The following is a 17,959-nucleotide window of genomic DNA, read 5'->3' as shown; positions in this document are numbered from 1 at the left end:
CCGAAAGGCAGAACGGCAATGTTATTAATGACGGAAATGGCGCATGCCGGTGAAGACCATGGCAATTCCATGTTCATCTGCTGCGGCAATGATTTCGTCGTCGCGAATCGAACCACCCGGCTGAATGATTGCTTTGATACCTGCAGCTGCCGCTGCGTCAATACCGTCGCGGAACGGGAAGAAGGCATCTGACGCCATCACGCTGCCAGCGACTTCAAGGTTCTCGTCGGCTGCTTTGATACCGGCGATTTTGGCGCTGTAAACGCGGCTCATTTGGCCAGCACCCACACCAATGGTCATGCCATCTTTGGCATAAACGATTGCATTCGACTTGACGAACTTGGCTACCTTCCAGCAGAACAGAAGGTCCTTCAGTTGCTCAGCGGTTGGCTGCGCCTTACTTACCACTTTAAGGTCTTGCTCAGTGATTTCACCTAGGTCAGCGTCTTGCACTAGCAGACCGCCGTTAACACGTTTGTAGTCATAGCTTGCAGCGCGTTGCTCCGGCCACTGACCACATGACAACAAGCGCACGTTAGCTTTAGCTGCGACCACCTGTTGTGCTTCTGCGCTCACACTCGGCGCAATAATAACTTCCACAAATTGGCGGTCGATAATGGCTTTTGCCGTGGCTTCGTCGAGTTCACGGTTGAAAGCGATGATGCCACCAAACGCCGAGGTCGGGTCGGTTTTAAATGCGCGGTCATAGGCGCTTAAAATAGATTCACCCACAGCTACGCCACAAGGGTTGGCGTGCTTGACGATAACACAGGCAGGCTCGGCGAAGGATTTAACGCACTCGAGAGCAGCGTCAGTATCGGCGATATTATTAAAAGACAGTGCTTTACCCTGCAACTGCTGGGCAGTTGCCACTGAAGCCTCGTGCGGCTCAGCTTCAACGTAAAAAGCTGCTTGCTGATGACTGTTTTCGCCATAGCGTAAATCTTGCTTTTTCTCGAACTGTGTATTGAACGTGCGCGGGAATTTACTTTCTTGCTGTGGCAGACGTGCACCAAAGTAATTCGCAATCATGCCGTCATATTGAGCGGTATGTTCAAACGCACGAATGGCGAGGTCGAAACGCGTATCGAAAGTAAGACTGTTGTTATTCGCATCCATTTCAGCGATCACTCGATCGTAATCGAGCGCGTTCACAACGATGGCAACGTCTTGATGATTCTTGGCAGCCGCACGCACCATGGTTGGTCCACCAATATCGATGTTCTCCACCGCGTCAGCATGTGAACAGTTTGGATCGGCAACGGTTTTCGCAAATGGGTAGAGGTTTACCACCACCATATCAATCGGTGCGATGTCTTGTTCGGCCATAACCGCATCGTCGGTACCACGACGTGCCAGAATGCCACCGTGAATTTTCGGGTGTAAGGTTTTCACGCGGCCATTCATGATTTCTGCTTGGCCTGTGTGCTCGGACACATCCGTCACTGCGATATTGTTGTCACGTAGCAGCTTGGCTGTGCCGCCAGTTGAGAGTAGTTGCACACCACGTTGTTGCAGGGCCTGTGCAAACTCAATAATGCCAGTCTTGTCCGATACACTTAGCAGCGCACGTTGAATAGGTCGAAAATCCATGATGGTCACCGTAAAAAATTCAATAAACTATTGTTCTTAAAACAAAAAAGAGCACACAAGGCGCTCTTTTTCAGGGGGCAATTAGTTCATGCCGTACTTTTTCAATTTTTTGCGCAACGTGCCGCGGTTGATGCCGAGCATGGTCGCTGCACGGGTTTGATTACCGCGCGTATAAGTCATGACCTCTTCCAATAGCGGCGCTTCGACTTCAGCGAGCACTAATTCGTACAACTCTTCTGGATCTTGGCCATCAAGTTGCTTAAGGAATGAGTTTAATGCTTGCTTCACTGAATCGCGCAGCGGTTTTGGCTGGGCGTTATTACCAATCGTCGTGAATGGTGAAACTTGGTCACGATTTGCGTTTTGATCAAACATAGGTGCGCTCTATCTCTTCTTAGTTTACTGAGTTAAAAAACGTCGCCAGTGCATCAAGTTGCTCTGCAGCATCCTCAATAGTCACAAAGTGGCGGCGAAATTCTGCCGCAGGTTGTTGCTCTTGCAAGTACCAACCCACATGTTTTCGGGCAATCCGGACACCGGTGAAGTCTCCGTAGTGTTCATGCAGCCGATGGACATGCCGCATCACCACATCTGTTACTTCATTCATGTTCGGTTTTGCCAACTGCTCGCCGGTTGCCAAATAATGCGCAATTTCGCGAAACAGCCAAGGATTCCCTTGAGCGCCGCGGCCAATCATTATGGCATCGGCGCCAGTATAGGCTAAGACTTCTTGGGCCTTAGCTGGAGTTCTGATGTCACCGTTAGCGACAACTGGAATGGACACCGCCTGCTTTATCGCACGAATCGTGTCGTATTCCGCTTCTCCTTTGTACATACAGGCACGCGTTCGCCCGTGAACCGCTAAGGATTGAATGCCAGCCTGCTCGGCAAGCTTAGCAATCGCTACGCCATTGCGGTTTTCGGGATCCCAGCCTGTACGTATTTTCAAGGTGACAGGTACATCAACTGCCGTCACGACTGCATGCAAGATGTCTTGCACTAAATCGGGATATTGCAGCAAGGCTGAGCCCGCCATCTTTTTATTCACCTTCTTTGCTGGGCAACCCATATTGATGTCAATGATTTGTGCGCCGTTAGCCACATTGTGCTGCGCCGCTTGCGCCATTAACTCAGGTTCACATCCAGCAATTTGTACAGCTTTGATACCGGGCTCGTCGGCATGGCCCATCCGCATTTGCGACTTCTGGGTTTGCCACACGCGCGGATTACTCGACAACATCTCAGAGACAGTCATGCCGGCACCAAGCTCATTGCAGAGCTGGCGAAAGGGCAGATCAGTGACACCCGCCATGGGCGCTAAGATCACTGGATTGTCGAGGAGATAAGGTCCGATCCGCATCGGTTAAAAACTGTTCAACTCAAGGGTCGGAAATTTTAGGGAATTTAGCGGAGAAAGAAAAGGCTGTATTTTGTACAAAAGCAGCCTTTTTTGCACTTTTTACTCTTGACAATTTGATGACAAGCTACTGTTTACGCGTCGCGTGGAGCATCACCCAGTCGTCCTGGATAGTTGCAGGGTCAAACGTGAACTCGGTGTTATAGGCGCTTTCGACGGCTTCAATTTGACGCTCGAGGATACCCGACATGACGAGATCGCCGTGCGGCCCAACATATCCTTTAATGACACCCCCCAATTCTTGTAATGGGCCCGCTAATACATTTGCTAAAACGATATCGGCCGCCATGGTCGGTTGTTCACTAGGTAAGTAGACTTCCAATCGCTCGGCAACACCATTGCGTTCGGCATTTTCGCGGCTGGCAATTAGCGCCTGCCGATCGATGTCGATACCGATGGCGCGCTCAGCACCCAATAGCAGTGCCGCAATCGCAAGAATCCCCGAGCCACAACCAAAGTCGACAACGGTTTTGCCGGTGAGGTCCTGGCTATCCAGCCATTGCAGACAGAGTGCGGTGGTTGGATGGGTACCCGTACCAAAAGCCATGCCTGGGTCGAGCAGGATATTCACTGCAGCAGGGTCCGGAATATCACGCCAGCTTGGACATACCCAAAGACGCTTACCAAACTGAATAGGATGGAAGTTATCCATCCACTCGCGTTCCCAGTCTTTGTCTTCCAACGGGTCGGTTTTATAATTTAAACCGTCTTTGAAATACTTAGACTTCTTGAGGTTGGCAAGTACCGGTTTGAGATCGGTTTCTGCTGGGAAAAGCCCCGTGACTAGAGTTTCCTGCCAATAGAGAACTTCGCCTAAGGGCGGCTCAAAGATGGGGTTGTCTTGTGCGTCGCGGTAGGTCACCGCCATTGCACCGTTGCCTTGCAACATGTCGCCAACTAGCGGCGCATGTTGCTCAGGCGCAGATACCGTAAGCTGAATCCATGGCATAGGTGTTAGTGACCACCCATGCCAAGTTTCTTCTCAAGATAGTGGATGTTGGTGCCACCATGTTGGAAGTTCTCGTCAGCCATAATGTCTTTTTGCAGCGGTACGTTGGTTTTAATACCTTCGATAATCAGCTCGCTGAGCGCGTTACGCATGCGCGCAATGGCAACATCACGGTTTTCACCGTAGGTAATCAGCTTACCAATCATTGAGTCGTAGTTTGGCGGTACTTTATAGTCCGCGTAAACATGCGAGTCCCAACGCACGCCTAAGCCACCCGGTGGATGGAAACGGCTGATAAGGCCCGGCGAAGGCACGAACGTATTCGGGTCTTCGGCGTTGATACGGCACTCAACTGCGTGCCCACGAATCACCACATCTTCTTGAGAGAACGACAGTGGACGACCGGCAGCAATGCGCAATTGTTCTTTGATAAGATCGATTCCTGTCACCATTTCAGTGACTGGGTGCTCCACCTGAATACGGGTATTCATTTCGATGAAATAGAACTCGCCGTTTTCATAAAGGAATTCGAAAGTACCGGCACCGCGGTAACCAATTTCCAAGCAGGCTTTGGCGCAGCGCTCACCGATATATTTACGCATTTCAGCAGTAATACCTGGCGCTGGTGCTTCTTCCACAACCTTCTGGTGACGACGCTGCATTGAGCAATCACGTTCGCCTAAGTAGACAGCGTTACCTTGTCCGTCAGCCAAAACTTGGATCTCAATATGACGCGGGTTTTCAAGAAACTTTTCCATGTAAACCATGGAGTTACCAAATGCTGCACCGGCTTCTGCTTGGGTGGTGCTAATGGCACGGATGAGTTCTTCTTCTTTACGCACCACGCGCATACCACGACCGCCACCGCCGCCTGCGGCTTTGACGATCACTGGATAGCCAATACGTTTCGCAATCTTTAAGTTTTTCTCTTCGTCGTCACCGAGTGGACCACCTGAGCCTGGCACACACGGAACACCGGCTTTTTTCATTGCTTCGATAGCCGATACTTTATCGCCCATTAAGCGGATGACGTCGGCAGTTGGGCCAACGAAAATAAAGCCTGAATTTTCCACTTGCTCAGCGAAGTCAGCGTTTTCGGCTAAGAAGCCGTAGCCTGGGTGAATTGCTGCAGCGTCAGTGATTTCCGCAGCGCTGATGATGCGAGGAATATTTAAGTAGCTCTCGTTGGCAGGCGCATTACCGATACAAATCGACTCATCTGCCAACAAAACGTGTTTGAGGTTACGGTCAACCGTAGAGTGCACCGCAACCGTCTTGATACCGAGTTCTTTGCATGCGCGTAGCACGCGCAACGCAATTTCGCCTCGGTTTGCAATGACAACCTTATCTAACATGATGATGTCCTGAATTGTGGTGTTTACTCGATCACGAATAACGGCTGGTCGAATTCGACAGGCTCACCGTTTTCAACAAGGATCTGTTTGACCACGCCACCTTTGTCGGCTTCGATTTGGTTCATCATCTTCATCGCTTCGACAATACATAGCGTCTCGCCAGCTTTGACTTGCTGACCAACGGTAACAAAATCGCTCGCGCCAGGTGCTGGTGCCGCGTAGAAGGTACCTACCATAGGTGAGCGTACAACATGGCCAGTGATTTCAGGCTCTGCTGCTTCCGTTGGTACAGCGGCTGCTGGTGCAGGCGCAGGCGCTGCAGGAGCATGCATTGGCGCTGGTTGATAGTGCATCGGTGCCGCCATTTGCTGGCTACCACCCCGATGAATGCGAACCGACTCTTCACCTTCGGTGATTTCAAGTTCAGCGATGCCTGATTCTTCGACCAGTTCGATCAATTTTTTAATTTTACGAATATCCATGATCTGATATGACCCCGTAGATAATAGTTAGGTGTTATCGCGTTGCTGTAAATTTGAGACTGCGGCCTGCAGGGCAAGTTCATACCCTTTGGCACCACAACCACAAATCACCCCAACGGCTAATTCGGCTAAATAGGAATGGCGGCGAAAAGCTTCGCGCGCGTGAATATTGGACAAATGCACTTCAATAAAAGGAATCGCAACCGCAGCAAACGCATCCCGCAGCGCAATACTGGTGTGGGTATAGGCGGCAGGGTTAATGATGATGAAGTCGACTTTACTTGAAGCCGCCTCTTGCACCCAGTCGATGAGTTCATACTCAGCATTTGACTGACGACAGTCGAGCGTCACGCCAAGACCTTCCGCCTTGTGACGGAGCTCGCTTTCAATATGGGCGAGTGTCGCTGAACCGTACATCTCAGGTTCGCGTTGCCCCAACATGTTGAGGTTGGGACCATTCAACAACAAGATTCTGTAGTTATGATGATTATTTTCGGTCATTTTGCTGCTATTTGTTGCGAAGTTATGAGTAAGTTGCAATATGTATGAAATTCTATCAATCGCATCGCAAATTACACTGGTAACTTGGCATTATAGTTAAAAATGACCGAAACGCAGCAAAATACTGGTCTTATCACCGAAGATCACTGCAAATTTTGTGTTGCCTCAAGTTCCTCTAGGTGCTGTACAAACCCTTCAGCATCAAGAAAACCCGCAACTCGGGCATTTGCTACCAGCTCACCATCATAGAAAAACAAGATCGTTGGTAAACCGACCACTTGATAGTGTTGCAAAATGGCATTGTTTGTCGCGTTGTTTTGCGTGACATCAGCTTGTAATACCACCGCGTCAGCTAGTGCTTGCTGAACGGCTGGGTCGGTGAAGGTGTAACGTTCAAACTCTTTGCACGCAACGCACCAGTCAGCGTAAAGATCGAGCATGACTAGCTGGTTAGACTCTGCTTGCGCAAGCTCTGCTTCGATTTCGGCAACCGAATTGACCTGCTGGAATGGCAGTTCCGCATGACTGCCTTGCGGCCACCAAAGGAAGAGGAGCCAAGTGGCGAGCGCCAACCATGCGCCACTCAGGACGATCGCCATACCGCTATCAATATCGCGTAATGAGGTGACAATCAGATACAGCGCACTTAGAGAAATAAAGACAACCCAGAGCCAGTCTGCGATCGCCACGGGCAGCAGACGCTCAACAAAGAGCACCGCCACAGCCAGCAATACCACTCCGAAGATGCGCTTCACTACATTCATCCAAGCGCCAGCTTTTGGCAGTAACTTGCCGCCGGTCGTGCCGAATAAAATAAGCGGTAACCCCATCCCCAAACTCAGCGCATAAAGCACACTGGCGCCGACCGCTACATCGCCTGATTGGGCAATGAATAGTAATACACCCGAGAGCGGGGCAGTCGTGCACGGCGAAGCGATAAGCCCTGACAAAACCCCCATGACAAAGACACTGCGATGTGCGCCGCCGCGTTGTTGTTGACTGACTTCATTTAAATAATTCTGCCATTTGCTGGGCAATTGCAGGTTATAAAAGCCCAACATGCTAAGAGCCAGTAAAACAAATAAAGCGGCAAGTACAATAAGCACGACCGGATGTTGCAGCATGGCCTGATATCGCAAGCCAGCAAGTGCAACCACAATGCCGAGCGCGGAGTAGGTAATCGCCATTCCCTGCACGTAGGCAAAGGATAAAGTGAATGCACGGGCTGTTTTGAGTGCCTTGTTAGGCCCCATAATCACCGTCGAAAGGATCGGGTACATTGGCAACACGCACGGCGTAAAAGCTAAGCCAATACCGGCAACAAAGAAGATCAGCAGCACCCAAACCAGCGGTTGCTCGGTTAAGTCACTAAAAAGACTGTTGGCGGTAAATTGCTGGCTATTGGCTGCCACCTGTTCAAAGTCGACCGCTACGCTAGGTTGTGGATTAACGCTACTTACGCCAGTTGCAGTGGAGTCTGTTACCGCACTTAGCGGTACTTGCTTTGTACTCGGTGGATAACACAAGCCAGCATCGGCGCAGCCTTGATAGCCTAGAGTAAAGTTACTCTCGGCGATATTAGCTAAGGTGAGGTTTAGCGTTACTTCATCGCGATAGATAATCGACTCGCCAAAAAACTCATCGTAATGTGCTTCACCTGGCGGAAGCTGTGGTTGCTCGGCAAGCGGAATTGCGGGGTCGAACTGAAAGCGGTGTTGGTAGAGGTAATAACCATCGGCGATCGAAAATGTCAGCTCGAGTTGTTTGCCCGTTTGTCGAAAATCGAATTGAAAAGCTTGCTCAACAGGTAAAAATTGATTTTGTGCGAAAGGGTCGTCAGTACTGACGTCAAAGTCTTGCGCTACTGAGGCGTTTGGAAAAACAACTAAAAAAAGCGTCAAAAAAGCCGCTACAAGCCATTGGCGGTACTGCATTAAGACGTTACCTCTGTTAACCACTGCAAATAAGCTTCGCTACCAGCCTCTATCGGCATAGCAATGAGTTCAGCCACATCATAAGGGTGCGCTGCCTTCACCATTTCAAACAACGCTTCGAGTTGTGGCGTAGTCGTTTTAATATTCAGGATCACTTCCTCGTCGCTGTGCAAGTGATCGTCCCACCAATACATCGACGTAGAAGGTGCGCCAATGTTAACACATGCAGCGAGGCGCGCACGCAGAACCTTTTCGGCAATGGCCTTTGCGGTATTTTTATCGGGACAGCTGCAAAACACTAAATGATAGCTAGCGCTCATGGTGAGTCCTTAAATTTTTTTTTCGAAAAGCCTTGAGTTCAGGATTTTGCACCCCATAACTGTGGCACAACATTTTTTAACAGCCCTCGTGCGGAATCACAAGGGTAAGTTATCAACCACAACTAGGTTTAGGAGTTATCAAAGATGAAACTTCGTCCTTTACATGATCGTGTGATCATTAAGCGTTCTGAAGCAGAAACCAAATCTGCGGGCGGCATCGTGCTAACTGGATCGGCAGCAGAAAAGTCGACCCGTGGCGAAGTCGTTGCAGTCGGTAACGGCCGTATCTTAGACAACGGTGAAGTCAAAGCACTCGACGTCAAAGTTGGCGACAAGGTCTTGTTCAGCGAAGGCTACGGCGTTAAGACCGAGAAAATCGATGGTGAAGAATACTTGATCATGAGCGAGTCAGACATTCTCGCGATCGTTGAAGGTTAATTTCAGCTAGAAACAGATTCGAAAGAGGAATACGAACATGGCAGCTAAAGAAGTAAAGTTTGGTAACAATGCTCGTCAGCGCATGCTCAAAGGCGTGAACGTACTGGCTGATGCAGTAAAAGTAACCTTGGGTCCGAAAGGCCGTAACGTTGTTTTGGAAAAATCATTTGGCGCACCTGTGATCACCAAAGATGGTGTTTCAGTAGCGAAAGAAATCGAACTTGAAGATAAGTTCGAGAACATGGGCGCACAAATGGTGAAAGAAGTTGCGTCAAAAGCCAATGACGAAGCTGGTGACGGCACCACGACTGCGACCGTATTAGCGCAATCAATCGTTAACGAAGGCTTGAAAGCTGTTGCCGCTGGTATGAACCCAATGGACCTGAAGCGCGGTATCGACAAAGCTGTTATCGCTGCTGTTGAAGAGCTGAAGAAAATTTCTCAGCCGTGCGATAACAACAAAGCTATCGCCCAAGTAGGTACAATTTCTGCGAACTCTGATAGCACCATTGGTGAAATCATCGCCAAGGCAATGGAAAAAGTAGGGAACGAAGGCGTTATCACTGTGGAAGAAGGCCAAGCCTTGCACGACGAACTCGACGTTGTTGAAGGTATGCAGTTCGACCGTGGTTACCTGTCTCCTTACTTCATCAACAACCAAGAGAACGGTACTGTTGAACTCGACAGCCCATACATCTTGTTGGTTGATAAGAAAATCTCAAACATTCGCGAACTGTTGCCAACTCTTGAAGGCGTAGCGAAGTCTGGTAAGCCATTGTTGATCATCGCAGAAGACGTTGAAGGCGAAGCCCTCGCAACATTGGTTGTGAACAACATGCGCGGCATCGTGAAAGTGGCTGCGGTCAAAGCTCCTGGCTTTGGTGACCGTCGCAAAGCGATGTTGCAAGATATCGCAGTATTGACCGGCGGTACCGTGATTTCTGAAGAAATCGGTATGGAGCTAGAAAAAGCTCAGCTGGAAGATTTAGGTACTGCGAAACGCGTTGTGATCAACAAAGACAACACTACTGTTGTGGATGGTAACGGTGACCAAGCCGCCATCGAAGGCCGCGTAACGCAAATTCGCCAGCAAATCGAAGAAACTTCTTCTGATTACGACAAAGAAAAACTGCAAGAACGTTTGGCTAAATTAGCCGGCGGTGTTGCGGTCATCAAAGTTGGCGCAGCAACCGAAGTTGAAATGAAAGAGAAGAAAGCGCGCGTTGAAGATGCGTTGCACGCAACTCGTGCTGCCGTTGAAGAAGGCGTGGTACCTGGTGGCGGCGTTGCCTTGGTTCGCGCAGCGAGCAAACTTGGCGAACTACGTGGCGACAACGAAGAACAAAACGTCGGTATCAAACTTGCGTTGCGTGCAATGGAAGCTCCATTGCGTCAAATCGCAACCAACGCTGGCGCTGAAGGCTCAGTAGTCGCTAACAACGTGAAAAACGGCGAAGGCAACTACGGCTACAACGCTGGTAACGATACCTACGGTGACATGCTTGAAATGGGTATCTTGGATCCAACCAAAGTTACGCGTTCAGCATTGCAATTCGCCGCGTCAGTTGCAGCACTCATGATTACCACTGAAGCTATGGTTGCTGAACTTCCAAAGGAAGAAGCACCAGCCCCTGACATGGGCGGCATGGGTGGTATGGGCGGCATGATGTAAGCCCCCACGACTGAATGTCGAAGTACGAACGGCCACTTTCGCAAGTGGCCGTTTTTCTATGTCACATTCTTTGGCGTGAGACCGTCCTATAGACAAAGCTACCAAAGGAGGTGGACTATGAAAAACATCACTATTTTAACCGCAGCAATCGCCGCAACACTTTTTTCCGCAAACGCATTGGCTGCAGAAGTTAAAGTCGAATGGAAAGATGTCGAAAGTTACCGTGATATCGAAGCTGTGAATGCTGTTCAAAGCAGTTTCGAGAAACAAATCATGGATGGTTTAACTGCACATTGGAAAGAGCTCGGTGCGAAGCTGCCAGAAGATCATAAATTGACAGTGACCATGACCGACTTAGATATCGCCGGCCGTGTCGAGCCAACCTATGGAGCATCGGCTGCGAGCCACATGCGAGTGCTGGATGAAATTTCGTATCCGGCGATGAGTTTCGCTTTCACATACACTGATGCAAGCGGCAGGGTGCTCGCTGAAGATGCGGACGTGCGCCTGAAAGATCTCGGCTCACGTTCAGGTACTATGCGCACTGCATTGCGCAGCGGTCGAGACACACTCTTTTATGAAAAGCGCCTGATGGACCGTTGGTTTGATGAACAATTTAAGGCGTCATCGAACTAACAGCCTATTTCAGCGTAAGCTCGAGCGGAGTTTTGCTGGGTTCACCAGCTACCTCGCGCACCAGCCGCGGCACTAAGAAGCCCGGCAATAGAGCTCGAAGCTGCTCACCAATAGTTAATGCCTCGGCGTCAGTCACAGCAAAGTGGCTGGCGCCTTTTACTTTGTCGAGCTGATGTAGATAGTAAGGCAAGACCTTTGCGGCAAATAGTTCTTCACTTAACGCGGCCAATACTTGGGCGTTATCGTTGACTCCACGCAGTAATACGCTTTGGTTGAACAGCGTCACCCCCGCTTGCGCCCATGCAACCAGTGCTTGCTGTAATTCTGCTGCGATTTCACGCGGATGGTTTGCGTGCAACACCAAAATCGCTTGTAAGCGGCTGTCGCCGAGACGCTTCGCAAGCGCTGGGGTTAAGCGTTCGGGCAGTACGACCGGAAGCCGCGAGTGGATCCGTATACGTTTTAGTTGCGGCAACGATTCGAGTTCAGTTAATAGCTGACTTAACTGGGTATCAGTCGCCAGTAACGGATCACCACCACTCAGGATCACTTCATTAATATTCGTGTCTGCTTGAATATAAGCCAGTAGTTCGCTGCGCTGCTGTCGCCCAAAGTGGTGTTCGGAATAAGGGAAATGTCGGCGAAAGCAGTAGCGACAGTTAATAGCGCAGCCACCGCGCAAGATAACGAGCACCCGCGAGTGATACTTATGCAGTAGGCCGGGAGTCGTATTGTCTTGTTCAACAAGAGGGTCAGTAACAAAGTCTTCCTGCTCAAGGTACTCCTCGTTGGAGGGCATCACTTGGCGTAGCAGCGGGTCAGCAATATTTCCTTTTTCCATGAGACCGACAAAGTGACGTGTAACCATCAGTGGGAAAAGCTCACGCGCACGGCTGTGCGCATTCACCCAACTTTCGGGTAGGCCAAGGCGCTCGCCAAGTTCAATAGGGCTGCGAATCGCTTGGGCCAGTTCTTGTTGCCACGCTGGGCGGACGGAAATCACTTCTGCTTTCGACACACTTGCTCGCTAACGGTTGCTGAGGGTTCACTTAGAACGCATTAGTTTACCTGAAAATCATTTTTACCTGAAAATTTCCCGTATTTCGTTTATTATTGCCGCCGAAATCGCTAAACCTGTTTGATGATGAGGACTCTATGGCGAACTACAGTACAAATGAATTCAAGGCTGGTTTGAAAATTATGCAAGATGGCGAGCCTTGCGCCATTGTTGAGAATGAGATGGTTAAACCGGGTAAAGGTCAGGCTTTTAACCGCGTTAAAATCCGTAAACTGATCAGTGGCAAAGTGGTTGAGAAGACCTTTAAGTCCGGTGACAGTGTTGAAGGGGCTGACGTGATCGATGTCGATTTAGCTTACTTGTACAACGACGGTGAATTTTGGCACTTCATGAACAACGATACTTTTGAGCAAATTGCAGCAGATGAAAAAGCTGTTGGTGACGCGACGAAATGGTTAGTTGAGCAGGACGTGTGTACTTTGACTCTTTGGAATGGCAACCCGATTGCGGTAACACCGCCTAACTTCGTTGAATTGGAGATCACAGAAACCGATCCTGGCCTGAAAGGTGATACAGCTGGCACCGGTGGTAAACCGGCTACGCTGATCACTGGTGCAGTGGTGCGCGTGCCGTTGTTCGTACAGATCGGCGAGGTTATCAAAGTTGATACGCGTACCGGCGAATACGTTTCACGGGTACAGAAGTAAGCAAATCTAGACAATGCAGCACTTTTTGAATTGGCAGCCATCGGCCCGCCTCGATACGCTCAAGACGCGTGCTGCTTTGTTAGCTGAAATTCGTGCGTTTTTTGCTGCACGAAATGTCTTAGAGGTCGACACCCCATTGCTTGGGCAATGCGGTGTCACCGATCCCCACCTCGACAATCTAACAACAGAATTATTCGGCACCACTTACTATCTACAAACCTCACCTGAGTATGCCATGAAGCGTCTGTTGGCAGCAGGCAGTGGCTGTATTTACCAGCTGGGCAAGGTATTCCGAGCTGACGAGCAAAGTGCGCGGCACAACCCTGAGTTCACCATGCTTGAATGGTACCGTGTTGGGTTTGCGATGCAGGACTTGATTGCTGAGGTTGGCGCGCTTTTACAGAAAACAGTGCAAGCTCCGCCGCTACAGCAGGTAACCTACCAGCAACTATTCGGAAAACTGTTAGGTGTTGATCCCCTTGCAAGTGATGCATTCGAGTCGCTTCAGTCAGCTCTTGCGGAGCACAGTGAATTGCGTGATTGGGCGTTAGCCGAAAGTGAGCTAGATATTCTGCTCGATGGCGCGATGGCATTTGTCATCGAGCCGCAACTCGATCCAAAGACACCTTGGGCGATAACCCACTATCCAGCATCGCAAGCCGCACTAGCCCAACTTGATAGCAATGATGAACGCGTGGCTCTGAGATTTGAGGTTTTCTACGGGGGACTCGAACTAGCTAACGGTTATCAAGAGCTCACCGATGCGCAACAACAAGCGCAACGTTTTCATGCTGATAACGAGCGCAGAAGTGCGCTCGGCAAGCCGCCTCGTACGGGCGATCAACGTTTACTTGAGGCGCTCGAGTACGGCATGCCAAATTGTTCGGGAATCGCATTAGGTTTCGATCGCCTCTTAATGATTGCCCTGCAGAAGCAACATATCTCCGAAGTCCTTCCTTTTGCTATTGATCGAGCGTAGCACTTGCTGATCGCAATCGTGATGTTATAATATAACAACTTCGAGATTGTAGTTTTCAAGATAGGCAGTTGGGCATATGACACAGCGTTCTCTGGACAAGACAGGAATTTGGGTAACCACTTTGTGTGCGTTGCACTGCTTGTTGTTGCCTGTGATCTTGCCTATGTTGTCGCTGATTGGCTTGTCATTTATCGGTGAAGAGCTTTTAGAACGTACTATTTTGAGTATCAGTCTTATCGTTGGCTTTGTTGCCTTGATGATTGGCATGCGTAAACATTTACGCTTCTATCCATTATTGCTGTTGTTTGCTGGTGGCGTGATTTACTGGCACAAAGATAGTCTTGGTGAGATGGGCGAGCCAGCCATTATTCTATTGGGTGCCAGCTTGATTGTTGCGGCTCACTGGGTGAACTTGCGGCTCACCCGTGCTGCTGATGTGCTGGTAGCGAAAGCGACCTCTTAATCCGTCCGTCGTTCTAAGACCACACCCGCTTCCATATGATGGGTGTAAGGGAATTGATCAAAGAGTGCCCGCTTCACAACCCGATGCGTGGTCTTCAGTTTTTCAAGGTTCTGCACCAAGGTTTCTGGGTTGCACGAAATATAAATAATTCGTGGATACTGCCGCACTAATTCCAAAGTGTCATCATCAAGACCTGCACGTGGCGGATCGACTAAGACCGTCTGACAGTTGAACCGCTCCAATTGTGCTTCCGCCGCACGACGTGATTCCTTTTCCCCTTGCATCACTGCGCTGAAATCTTCAGCCGACATGCGCACGACGGTCACATTATCAATACCGTTTAGTTCACTGTTGAAACGTGCTGAAGCGACACTGGTTTTGCTGATTTCTGTCGCCAATACACGGTTAAAGTTACGAGCAAGTGGCAAGCTGAAGTTGCCGTTACCGCAATAGAGTTCGAGCAAATCATGATCGGTTTCAGCCGTCGCCGCTAATGCCCATTCCACCATGTGAATATTCACCGCTGCGTTTGGCTGCGTAAAACTATTTTCGATTTGCTGAAACTGATAATCGCGTCCAGCAATTGAGAGTTGTTCAACCACCCAATCTTGCTCGAGCACAAGTTTTTGTTTTCGCGCGCGGCCGATGAGTTGAATCTCAGCAAATTGGCTAAGCGTTTCGCGTAATTGCTCAGCCGCTTGTTGCCAGGCTTCGTCAAGCTGCCGATGGTAGATTAAGCTGATCAGCGCTTGACCACTCGTGGTAGTCAGGAACTCAACTTGAAATAGCTTTTGCCGCAGAGTGGGGCGAGACCGAATGGAGTCCAGTAGGGCTGGCATCAATTGGTTGATCAATTGACTGCCAGCTGGGAAATCATCCATACGCAGTTTTTCACGTGTCTCGGGATCAAACATGATGTAGTAGAGGTCATCGCCCTCATGCCAGACACGAAATTCGGCACGCATCCGATAAAACTTGGCTGGTGAGGCATACACACTGAGCGGCTCTTGGCAAAACGGCTCAAGCATTGCGCCTAAACGGGCGGCTTTTTCATCGAGCTGTTGTTGGTAGAGTTCAGGTTGTACTGCTAAATGTGTCATGAAGACCTCGAGATTCTTAAATGAGCTGCGAATTGTAATTACTCGCCGGTAAATGTCCAGCGCGTTGCTTATTCGTCATCTTTACAAAATCCTTGCATATGAACATTGATTAACCACCTAAAGTGTTTCATATTGTTTCTTCGCTCGATGAAAAAACAATAAAGAGCGATGAACAACAAAGTAGTTAAACAACAATAATAAGGTGACACACATGTCTAAGCACTTTGCCAAGCGTGGCGGCTTTGCCGTTGCAGCTTTAGCGCTCGCCGTAAGCAGTGCGGTAGTTCATGCCGGTAACGATAAGGAACGCGTTATCATCCAGTTTAAACCAGGTAGCCAAGCACACGTGGAAAAAGCTGTGCAGCGCGCCGGTGGTAATAAACATGTAGAGTTAAGCAAGCTCGACGCGATGGCCGTTTCAGTGCCAAGCGCAGCGCTTAATGGTCTACGTAATAACCCGAATATTGTGTTGGTGGAAGAAGATAGCAAGCGTTATCTCCTGAGTTCACAGTACGAACCGGGCACGCCTTATGGTATTACGCAAGTGCAAGCCGACCTCGTCAGCGATGCTGGCGCCGGTGCAGTAAAAGTTTGTATTATTGATTCTGGTTATGATTTAGGTCACCCAGATTTGCCGACGAACGGCGTCACCGGACGCTTTAATAGCGGCTCTGGTAATTGGTATACCGACGAGAACGGCCACGGAACTCACGTAGCGGGAACCATCGCAGCATTAGCAAATGGTGATGGTGTGGTCGGCGTATTGCCGAACGGCAATGTGAACCTACATATCGTTAAAGTATTCAGCGCAAGTGGCTGGTCGTACTCTTCTTCATTAATCGCAGCTGCTGATGAATGTGCAGCTGAAGGCGCACAAGTGATCAACATGAGCTTGGGCGGTAGCCGTGCAAACCGCACAGAAGAACGTGGCTTCGCACAACTGAATAGTGCAGGTGTTTTGAGCATCGCTGCTGCAGGTAACGACGGTAATACGCGCCACTCTTACCCAGCTTCTTATGACTCTGTTGTTTCTGTTGCTGCTGTAGATAGCACCGAGACCATTGCCGCGTTTTCTCAGCAAACAGATCAAGTAGAGCTCGCGGGTCCAGGTGTTGCAGTTCTTTCGTCTGTGCCGCGCGGTACAGGTGAAAAGGTAGCGGTCACTGTTGGTAGCAACGGATACGATGCTAACGGTATGGATGGCTCGGCTCGCGCTGAGGCCACCGGGGGACTTGTCGATTGTGGTATTGGCGACTCGGCATGTGCTGGCGCAAGTGGTGCAGTATGCTTAATCGAGCGCGGTGCTATTTCATTTGCTGAAAAAGTACAGGCGTGCGAAGCCGGCGGGGGTGCTGCTGCGATTGTATATAACAATGAGCCAGGTCCTTTATTGGGCACTTTAGGAGAATATTCCGCATCAATCCCTGCAGTAGGTGTTTCCGATACTGATGGAGCAGCATTGATGTCGCAACTAGGTAGCTCAGCTACAGTAAGCGTGATCGATAGTGACTGGGCATTCTTCGATGGTACCTCAATGGCGACACCTCATGTTGCCGGTGTGGCTGCGTTAGTATGGTCGCAACATACCAGTTGTACGAATGACCAGATCCGAGCGGCATTGCAAGCAACAGCTAAAGACTTAGGTGCAGCTGGTCGCGATAATGCGTATGGCCACGGTTTAGTGCAAACCAAAGCGGCAGTTGATTACATAACTGCAAATGGTTGTGCTGGCGCCGGTGGTGATACTGGTGGCGATACAGGTGGTGACACCGGTGGTAATGGCGGTGGTAAAGGTGGCGGCAAAGGCGGCCCGAAGAAATAATCACCGAAATATAGGTTGTTTTGTTAAAAAGCTCGCCTCGCGCGAGCTTTTTTTATGCGCTTTGTGCAGTATTTCAGCAGTCAGCAAAAAAACACGCAAAAACTGCAAAAAGGCGCTTGACCTTCTAAGTTAAATCTCTAAAATGCGCTCCACGCTTGAGGCAGGCAACGAAGCCGCCAAAAGCATAAGTTTTCAGTCAGAAAAAATTATGCCGAAAGGCTTGACAGAAAACTAAGGCCATGTAGAATACGCGGCCTCGCTCAACGAAGCGAAACGTTCTTTAACAATATATCAAGCCAAGCAAACTGTGTGGGCACTTACCGGATTCAGGCAGAGAAGCATCTTCGGATGCAACAAGTATCTCCTTTCGTTTAACGAATGGGATACACCTGACTGATTGAACGAAGTGCTTAACAAAATAAAGCTTAAGTCATGAAATTCAATGAGTCGATTAAACTTTTAAACTGAAGAGTTTGATCATGGCTCAGATTGAACGCTGGCGGCAGGCCTAACACATGCAAGTCGAGCGGTAACAGAGAGAAGCTTGCTTCTTTGCTGACGAGCGGCGGACGG

At 49.6% G+C, this 17,959-nt stretch carries 18 protein-coding genes and 1 rRNA gene; 8 read left to right on the top strand and 11 right to left on the bottom strand.

Going from position 1 to position 17,959, the window contains the following annotated elements; genetic code table 11:
• Positions 1–24: 24 nt before the first annotated feature.
• From purH to cutA, 9 genes are all read right to left on the bottom strand, one after another.
• The gene (gene purH / locus CWE21_RS05945) at positions 25–1,593 is read right to left on the bottom strand and encodes a bifunctional phosphoribosylaminoimidazolecarboxamide formyltransferase/IMP cyclohydrolase (protein ID WP_198675075.1); all 1,569 of its coding nucleotides are present in this window, start codon (positions 1,591–1,593) and stop codon (positions 25–27) included.
• A gap of 81 nt (positions 1,594–1,674) precedes the next feature.
• Complete coding sequence (gene fis / locus CWE21_RS05940) at positions 1,675–1,968, bottom strand: DNA-binding transcriptional regulator Fis (protein ID WP_126773648.1); 294 nt, start codon at positions 1,966–1,968, stop codon at positions 1,675–1,677.
• 19 nt (positions 1,969–1,987) lie between these two features.
• Positions 1,988–2,953 carry a tRNA dihydrouridine synthase DusB gene (gene dusB / locus CWE21_RS05935; protein WP_126833538.1) on the bottom strand — a complete coding sequence of 322 codons (966 nt, stop codon included), beginning with the start codon at positions 2,951–2,953 and terminating at the stop codon, positions 1,988–1,990.
• Positions 2,954–3,077: 124 nt separating this feature from the next.
• Entirely contained in the window at positions 3,078–3,959 is an 882-nt protein-coding gene (gene prmA / locus CWE21_RS05930; protein WP_126833537.1) for a 50S ribosomal protein L11 methyltransferase, read from the bottom strand.
• A 5-nt stretch (positions 3,960–3,964) separates the two neighbouring features.
• Positions 3,965–5,314, bottom strand: a complete 1,350-nt coding sequence (gene accC, locus CWE21_RS05925; protein ID WP_126833536.1) for an acetyl-CoA carboxylase biotin carboxylase subunit — start codon at positions 5,312–5,314, stop codon at positions 3,965–3,967.
• A 23-nt stretch (positions 5,315–5,337) separates the two neighbouring features.
• Complete coding sequence (accB, locus tag CWE21_RS05920; protein ID WP_126833535.1) at positions 5,338–5,796, bottom strand: acetyl-CoA carboxylase biotin carboxyl carrier protein; 459 nt, start codon at positions 5,794–5,796, stop codon at positions 5,338–5,340.
• 27 nt (positions 5,797–5,823) lie between these two features.
• Positions 5,824–6,297 (bottom strand): type II 3-dehydroquinate dehydratase, encoded by a 474-nt coding sequence (gene aroQ / locus CWE21_RS05915; protein WP_126833534.1) that lies wholly within the window; start codon positions 6,295–6,297, stop codon positions 5,824–5,826.
• A gap of 143 nt (positions 6,298–6,440) precedes the next feature.
• Positions 6,441–8,231, bottom strand: a complete 1,791-nt coding sequence (locus CWE21_RS05910; RefSeq protein ID WP_126833533.1) for a protein-disulfide reductase DsbD — start codon at positions 8,229–8,231, stop codon at positions 6,441–6,443.
• Positions 8,231–8,551, bottom strand: a complete 321-nt coding sequence (gene cutA, locus CWE21_RS05905; RefSeq protein WP_126833532.1) for a divalent-cation tolerance protein CutA — start codon at positions 8,549–8,551, stop codon at positions 8,231–8,233. Before cutA ends, CWE21_RS05910 begins: the two co-directional genes overlap by 1 nt.
• Positions 8,552–8,695: 144 nt before the next feature.
• Between cutA and CWE21_RS05900 the strand changes: the two genes are divergently transcribed.
• From CWE21_RS05900 to CWE21_RS05890, 3 genes are all read left to right on the top strand, one after another.
• Entirely contained in the window at positions 8,696–8,989 is a 294-nt protein-coding gene (locus CWE21_RS05900; protein WP_126753206.1) for a co-chaperone GroES, read from the top strand.
• Between the two features lie 37 nt (positions 8,990–9,026).
• Positions 9,027–10,661 carry a chaperonin GroEL gene (gene groL, locus CWE21_RS05895; RefSeq protein WP_126833531.1) on the top strand — a complete coding sequence of 545 codons (1,635 nt, stop codon included), beginning with the start codon at positions 9,027–9,029 and terminating at the stop codon, positions 10,659–10,661.
• Positions 10,662–10,778: 117 nt separating this feature from the next.
• Positions 10,779–11,297, top strand: a complete 519-nt coding sequence (locus CWE21_RS05890) for a DUF3016 domain-containing protein (RefSeq protein ID WP_126833530.1) — start codon at positions 10,779–10,781, stop codon at positions 11,295–11,297.
• Positions 11,298–11,301: 4 nt separating this feature from the next.
• Here CWE21_RS05890 and epmB read toward each other — a convergent pair whose 3' ends face one another.
• Complete coding sequence (gene epmB / locus CWE21_RS05885; protein ID WP_126833529.1) at positions 11,302–12,315, bottom strand: EF-P beta-lysylation protein EpmB; 1,014 nt, start codon at positions 12,313–12,315, stop codon at positions 11,302–11,304.
• A gap of 137 nt (positions 12,316–12,452) precedes the next feature.
• Between epmB and efp the strand changes: the two genes are divergently transcribed.
• From efp to CWE21_RS05870, 3 genes are all read left to right on the top strand, one after another.
• Positions 12,453–13,022, top strand: coding sequence for an elongation factor P (gene efp / locus CWE21_RS05880; RefSeq protein ID WP_126833528.1), 570 nt, complete (start codon positions 12,453–12,455; stop codon positions 13,020–13,022).
• A gap of 13 nt (positions 13,023–13,035) precedes the next feature.
• Positions 13,036–14,001, top strand: a complete 966-nt coding sequence (gene epmA, locus CWE21_RS05875) for an EF-P lysine aminoacylase EpmA (RefSeq protein WP_126833527.1) — start codon at positions 13,036–13,038, stop codon at positions 13,999–14,001.
• A gap of 76 nt (positions 14,002–14,077) precedes the next feature.
• Positions 14,078–14,464: a MerC domain-containing protein gene (locus CWE21_RS05870; protein WP_126833526.1), complete on the top strand. Its 387-nt coding sequence runs from the start codon at positions 14,078–14,080 to the stop codon at positions 14,462–14,464.
• Here the strand turns inward: CWE21_RS05870 and trmA are convergent.
• Positions 14,461–15,564 carry a tRNA (uridine(54)-C5)-methyltransferase TrmA gene (trmA, locus tag CWE21_RS05865; protein ID WP_126833525.1) on the bottom strand — a complete coding sequence of 368 codons (1,104 nt, stop codon included), beginning with the start codon at positions 15,562–15,564 and terminating at the stop codon, positions 14,461–14,463. The genes CWE21_RS05870 and trmA overlap by 4 nt on opposite strands.
• Before the next feature lie 211 nt (positions 15,565–15,775).
• Between trmA and CWE21_RS13545 the strand changes: the two genes are divergently transcribed.
• Together CWE21_RS13545 and CWE21_RS05855 are read left to right on the top strand one after the other, a co-directional pair.
• Positions 15,776–17,386: a S8 family serine peptidase gene (locus tag CWE21_RS13545; RefSeq protein WP_126833524.1), complete on the top strand. Its 1,611-nt coding sequence runs from the start codon at positions 15,776–15,778 to the stop codon at positions 17,384–17,386.
• Positions 17,387–17,847: 461 nt separating this feature from the next.
• Positions 17,848–17,959 (top strand): 16S ribosomal RNA (locus CWE21_RS05855); the annotation flags it as partial.

It is taken from the genome of Pseudidiomarina aquimaris (assembly GCF_003987395.1).
GTDB classification, from domain to species: Bacteria; Pseudomonadota; Gammaproteobacteria; order Enterobacterales; family Alteromonadaceae; genus Pseudidiomarina; species Pseudidiomarina aquimaris.
This window is presented reverse-complemented; position numbering and strand designations above follow the sequence as displayed.

Coding starts and splice junctions, on each gene's coding strand:
- purH (WP_198675075.1), bottom strand. CDS start 1,593: ATGGATTTTCGACCTATTCAACGTGCGCTGCTAAGTGTATCGGACAAG.
- fis (WP_126773648.1), bottom strand. CDS start 1,968: ATGTTTGATCAAAACGCAAATCGTGACCAAGTTTCACCATTCACGACG.
- dusB (WP_126833538.1), bottom strand. CDS start 2,953: ATGCGGATCGGACCTTATCTCCTCGACAATCCAGTGATCTTAGCGCCC.
- prmA (WP_126833537.1), bottom strand. CDS start 3,959: ATGCCATGGATTCAGCTTACGGTATCTGCGCCTGAGCAACATGCGCCG.
- accC (WP_126833536.1), bottom strand. CDS start 5,314: ATGTTAGATAAGGTTGTCATTGCAAACCGAGGCGAAATTGCGTTGCGC.
- accB (WP_126833535.1), bottom strand. CDS start 5,796: ATGGATATTCGTAAAATTAAAAAATTGATCGAACTGGTCGAAGAATCA.
- aroQ (WP_126833534.1), bottom strand. CDS start 6,297: ATGACCGAAAATAATCATCATAACTACAGAATCTTGTTGTTGAATGGT.
- CWE21_RS05910 (WP_126833533.1), bottom strand. CDS start 8,231: ATGCAGTACCGCCAATGGCTTGTAGCGGCTTTTTTGACGCTTTTTTTA.
- cutA (WP_126833532.1), bottom strand. CDS start 8,551: ATGAGCGCTAGCTATCATTTAGTGTTTTGCAGCTGTCCCGATAAAAAT.
- CWE21_RS05900 (WP_126753206.1), top strand. CDS start 8,696: ATGAAACTTCGTCCTTTACATGATCGTGTGATCATTAAGCGTTCTGAA.
- groL (WP_126833531.1), top strand. CDS start 9,027: ATGGCAGCTAAAGAAGTAAAGTTTGGTAACAATGCTCGTCAGCGCATG.
- CWE21_RS05890 (WP_126833530.1), top strand. CDS start 10,779: ATGAAAAACATCACTATTTTAACCGCAGCAATCGCCGCAACACTTTTT.
- efp (WP_126833528.1), top strand. CDS start 12,453: ATGGCGAACTACAGTACAAATGAATTCAAGGCTGGTTTGAAAATTATG.
- epmA (WP_126833527.1), top strand. CDS start 13,036: ATGCAGCACTTTTTGAATTGGCAGCCATCGGCCCGCCTCGATACGCTC.
- CWE21_RS05870 (WP_126833526.1), top strand. CDS start 14,078: ATGACACAGCGTTCTCTGGACAAGACAGGAATTTGGGTAACCACTTTG.
- trmA (WP_126833525.1), bottom strand. CDS start 15,564: ATGACACATTTAGCAGTACAACCTGAACTCTACCAACAACAGCTCGAT.
- CWE21_RS13545 (WP_126833524.1), top strand. CDS start 15,776: ATGTCTAAGCACTTTGCCAAGCGTGGCGGCTTTGCCGTTGCAGCTTTA.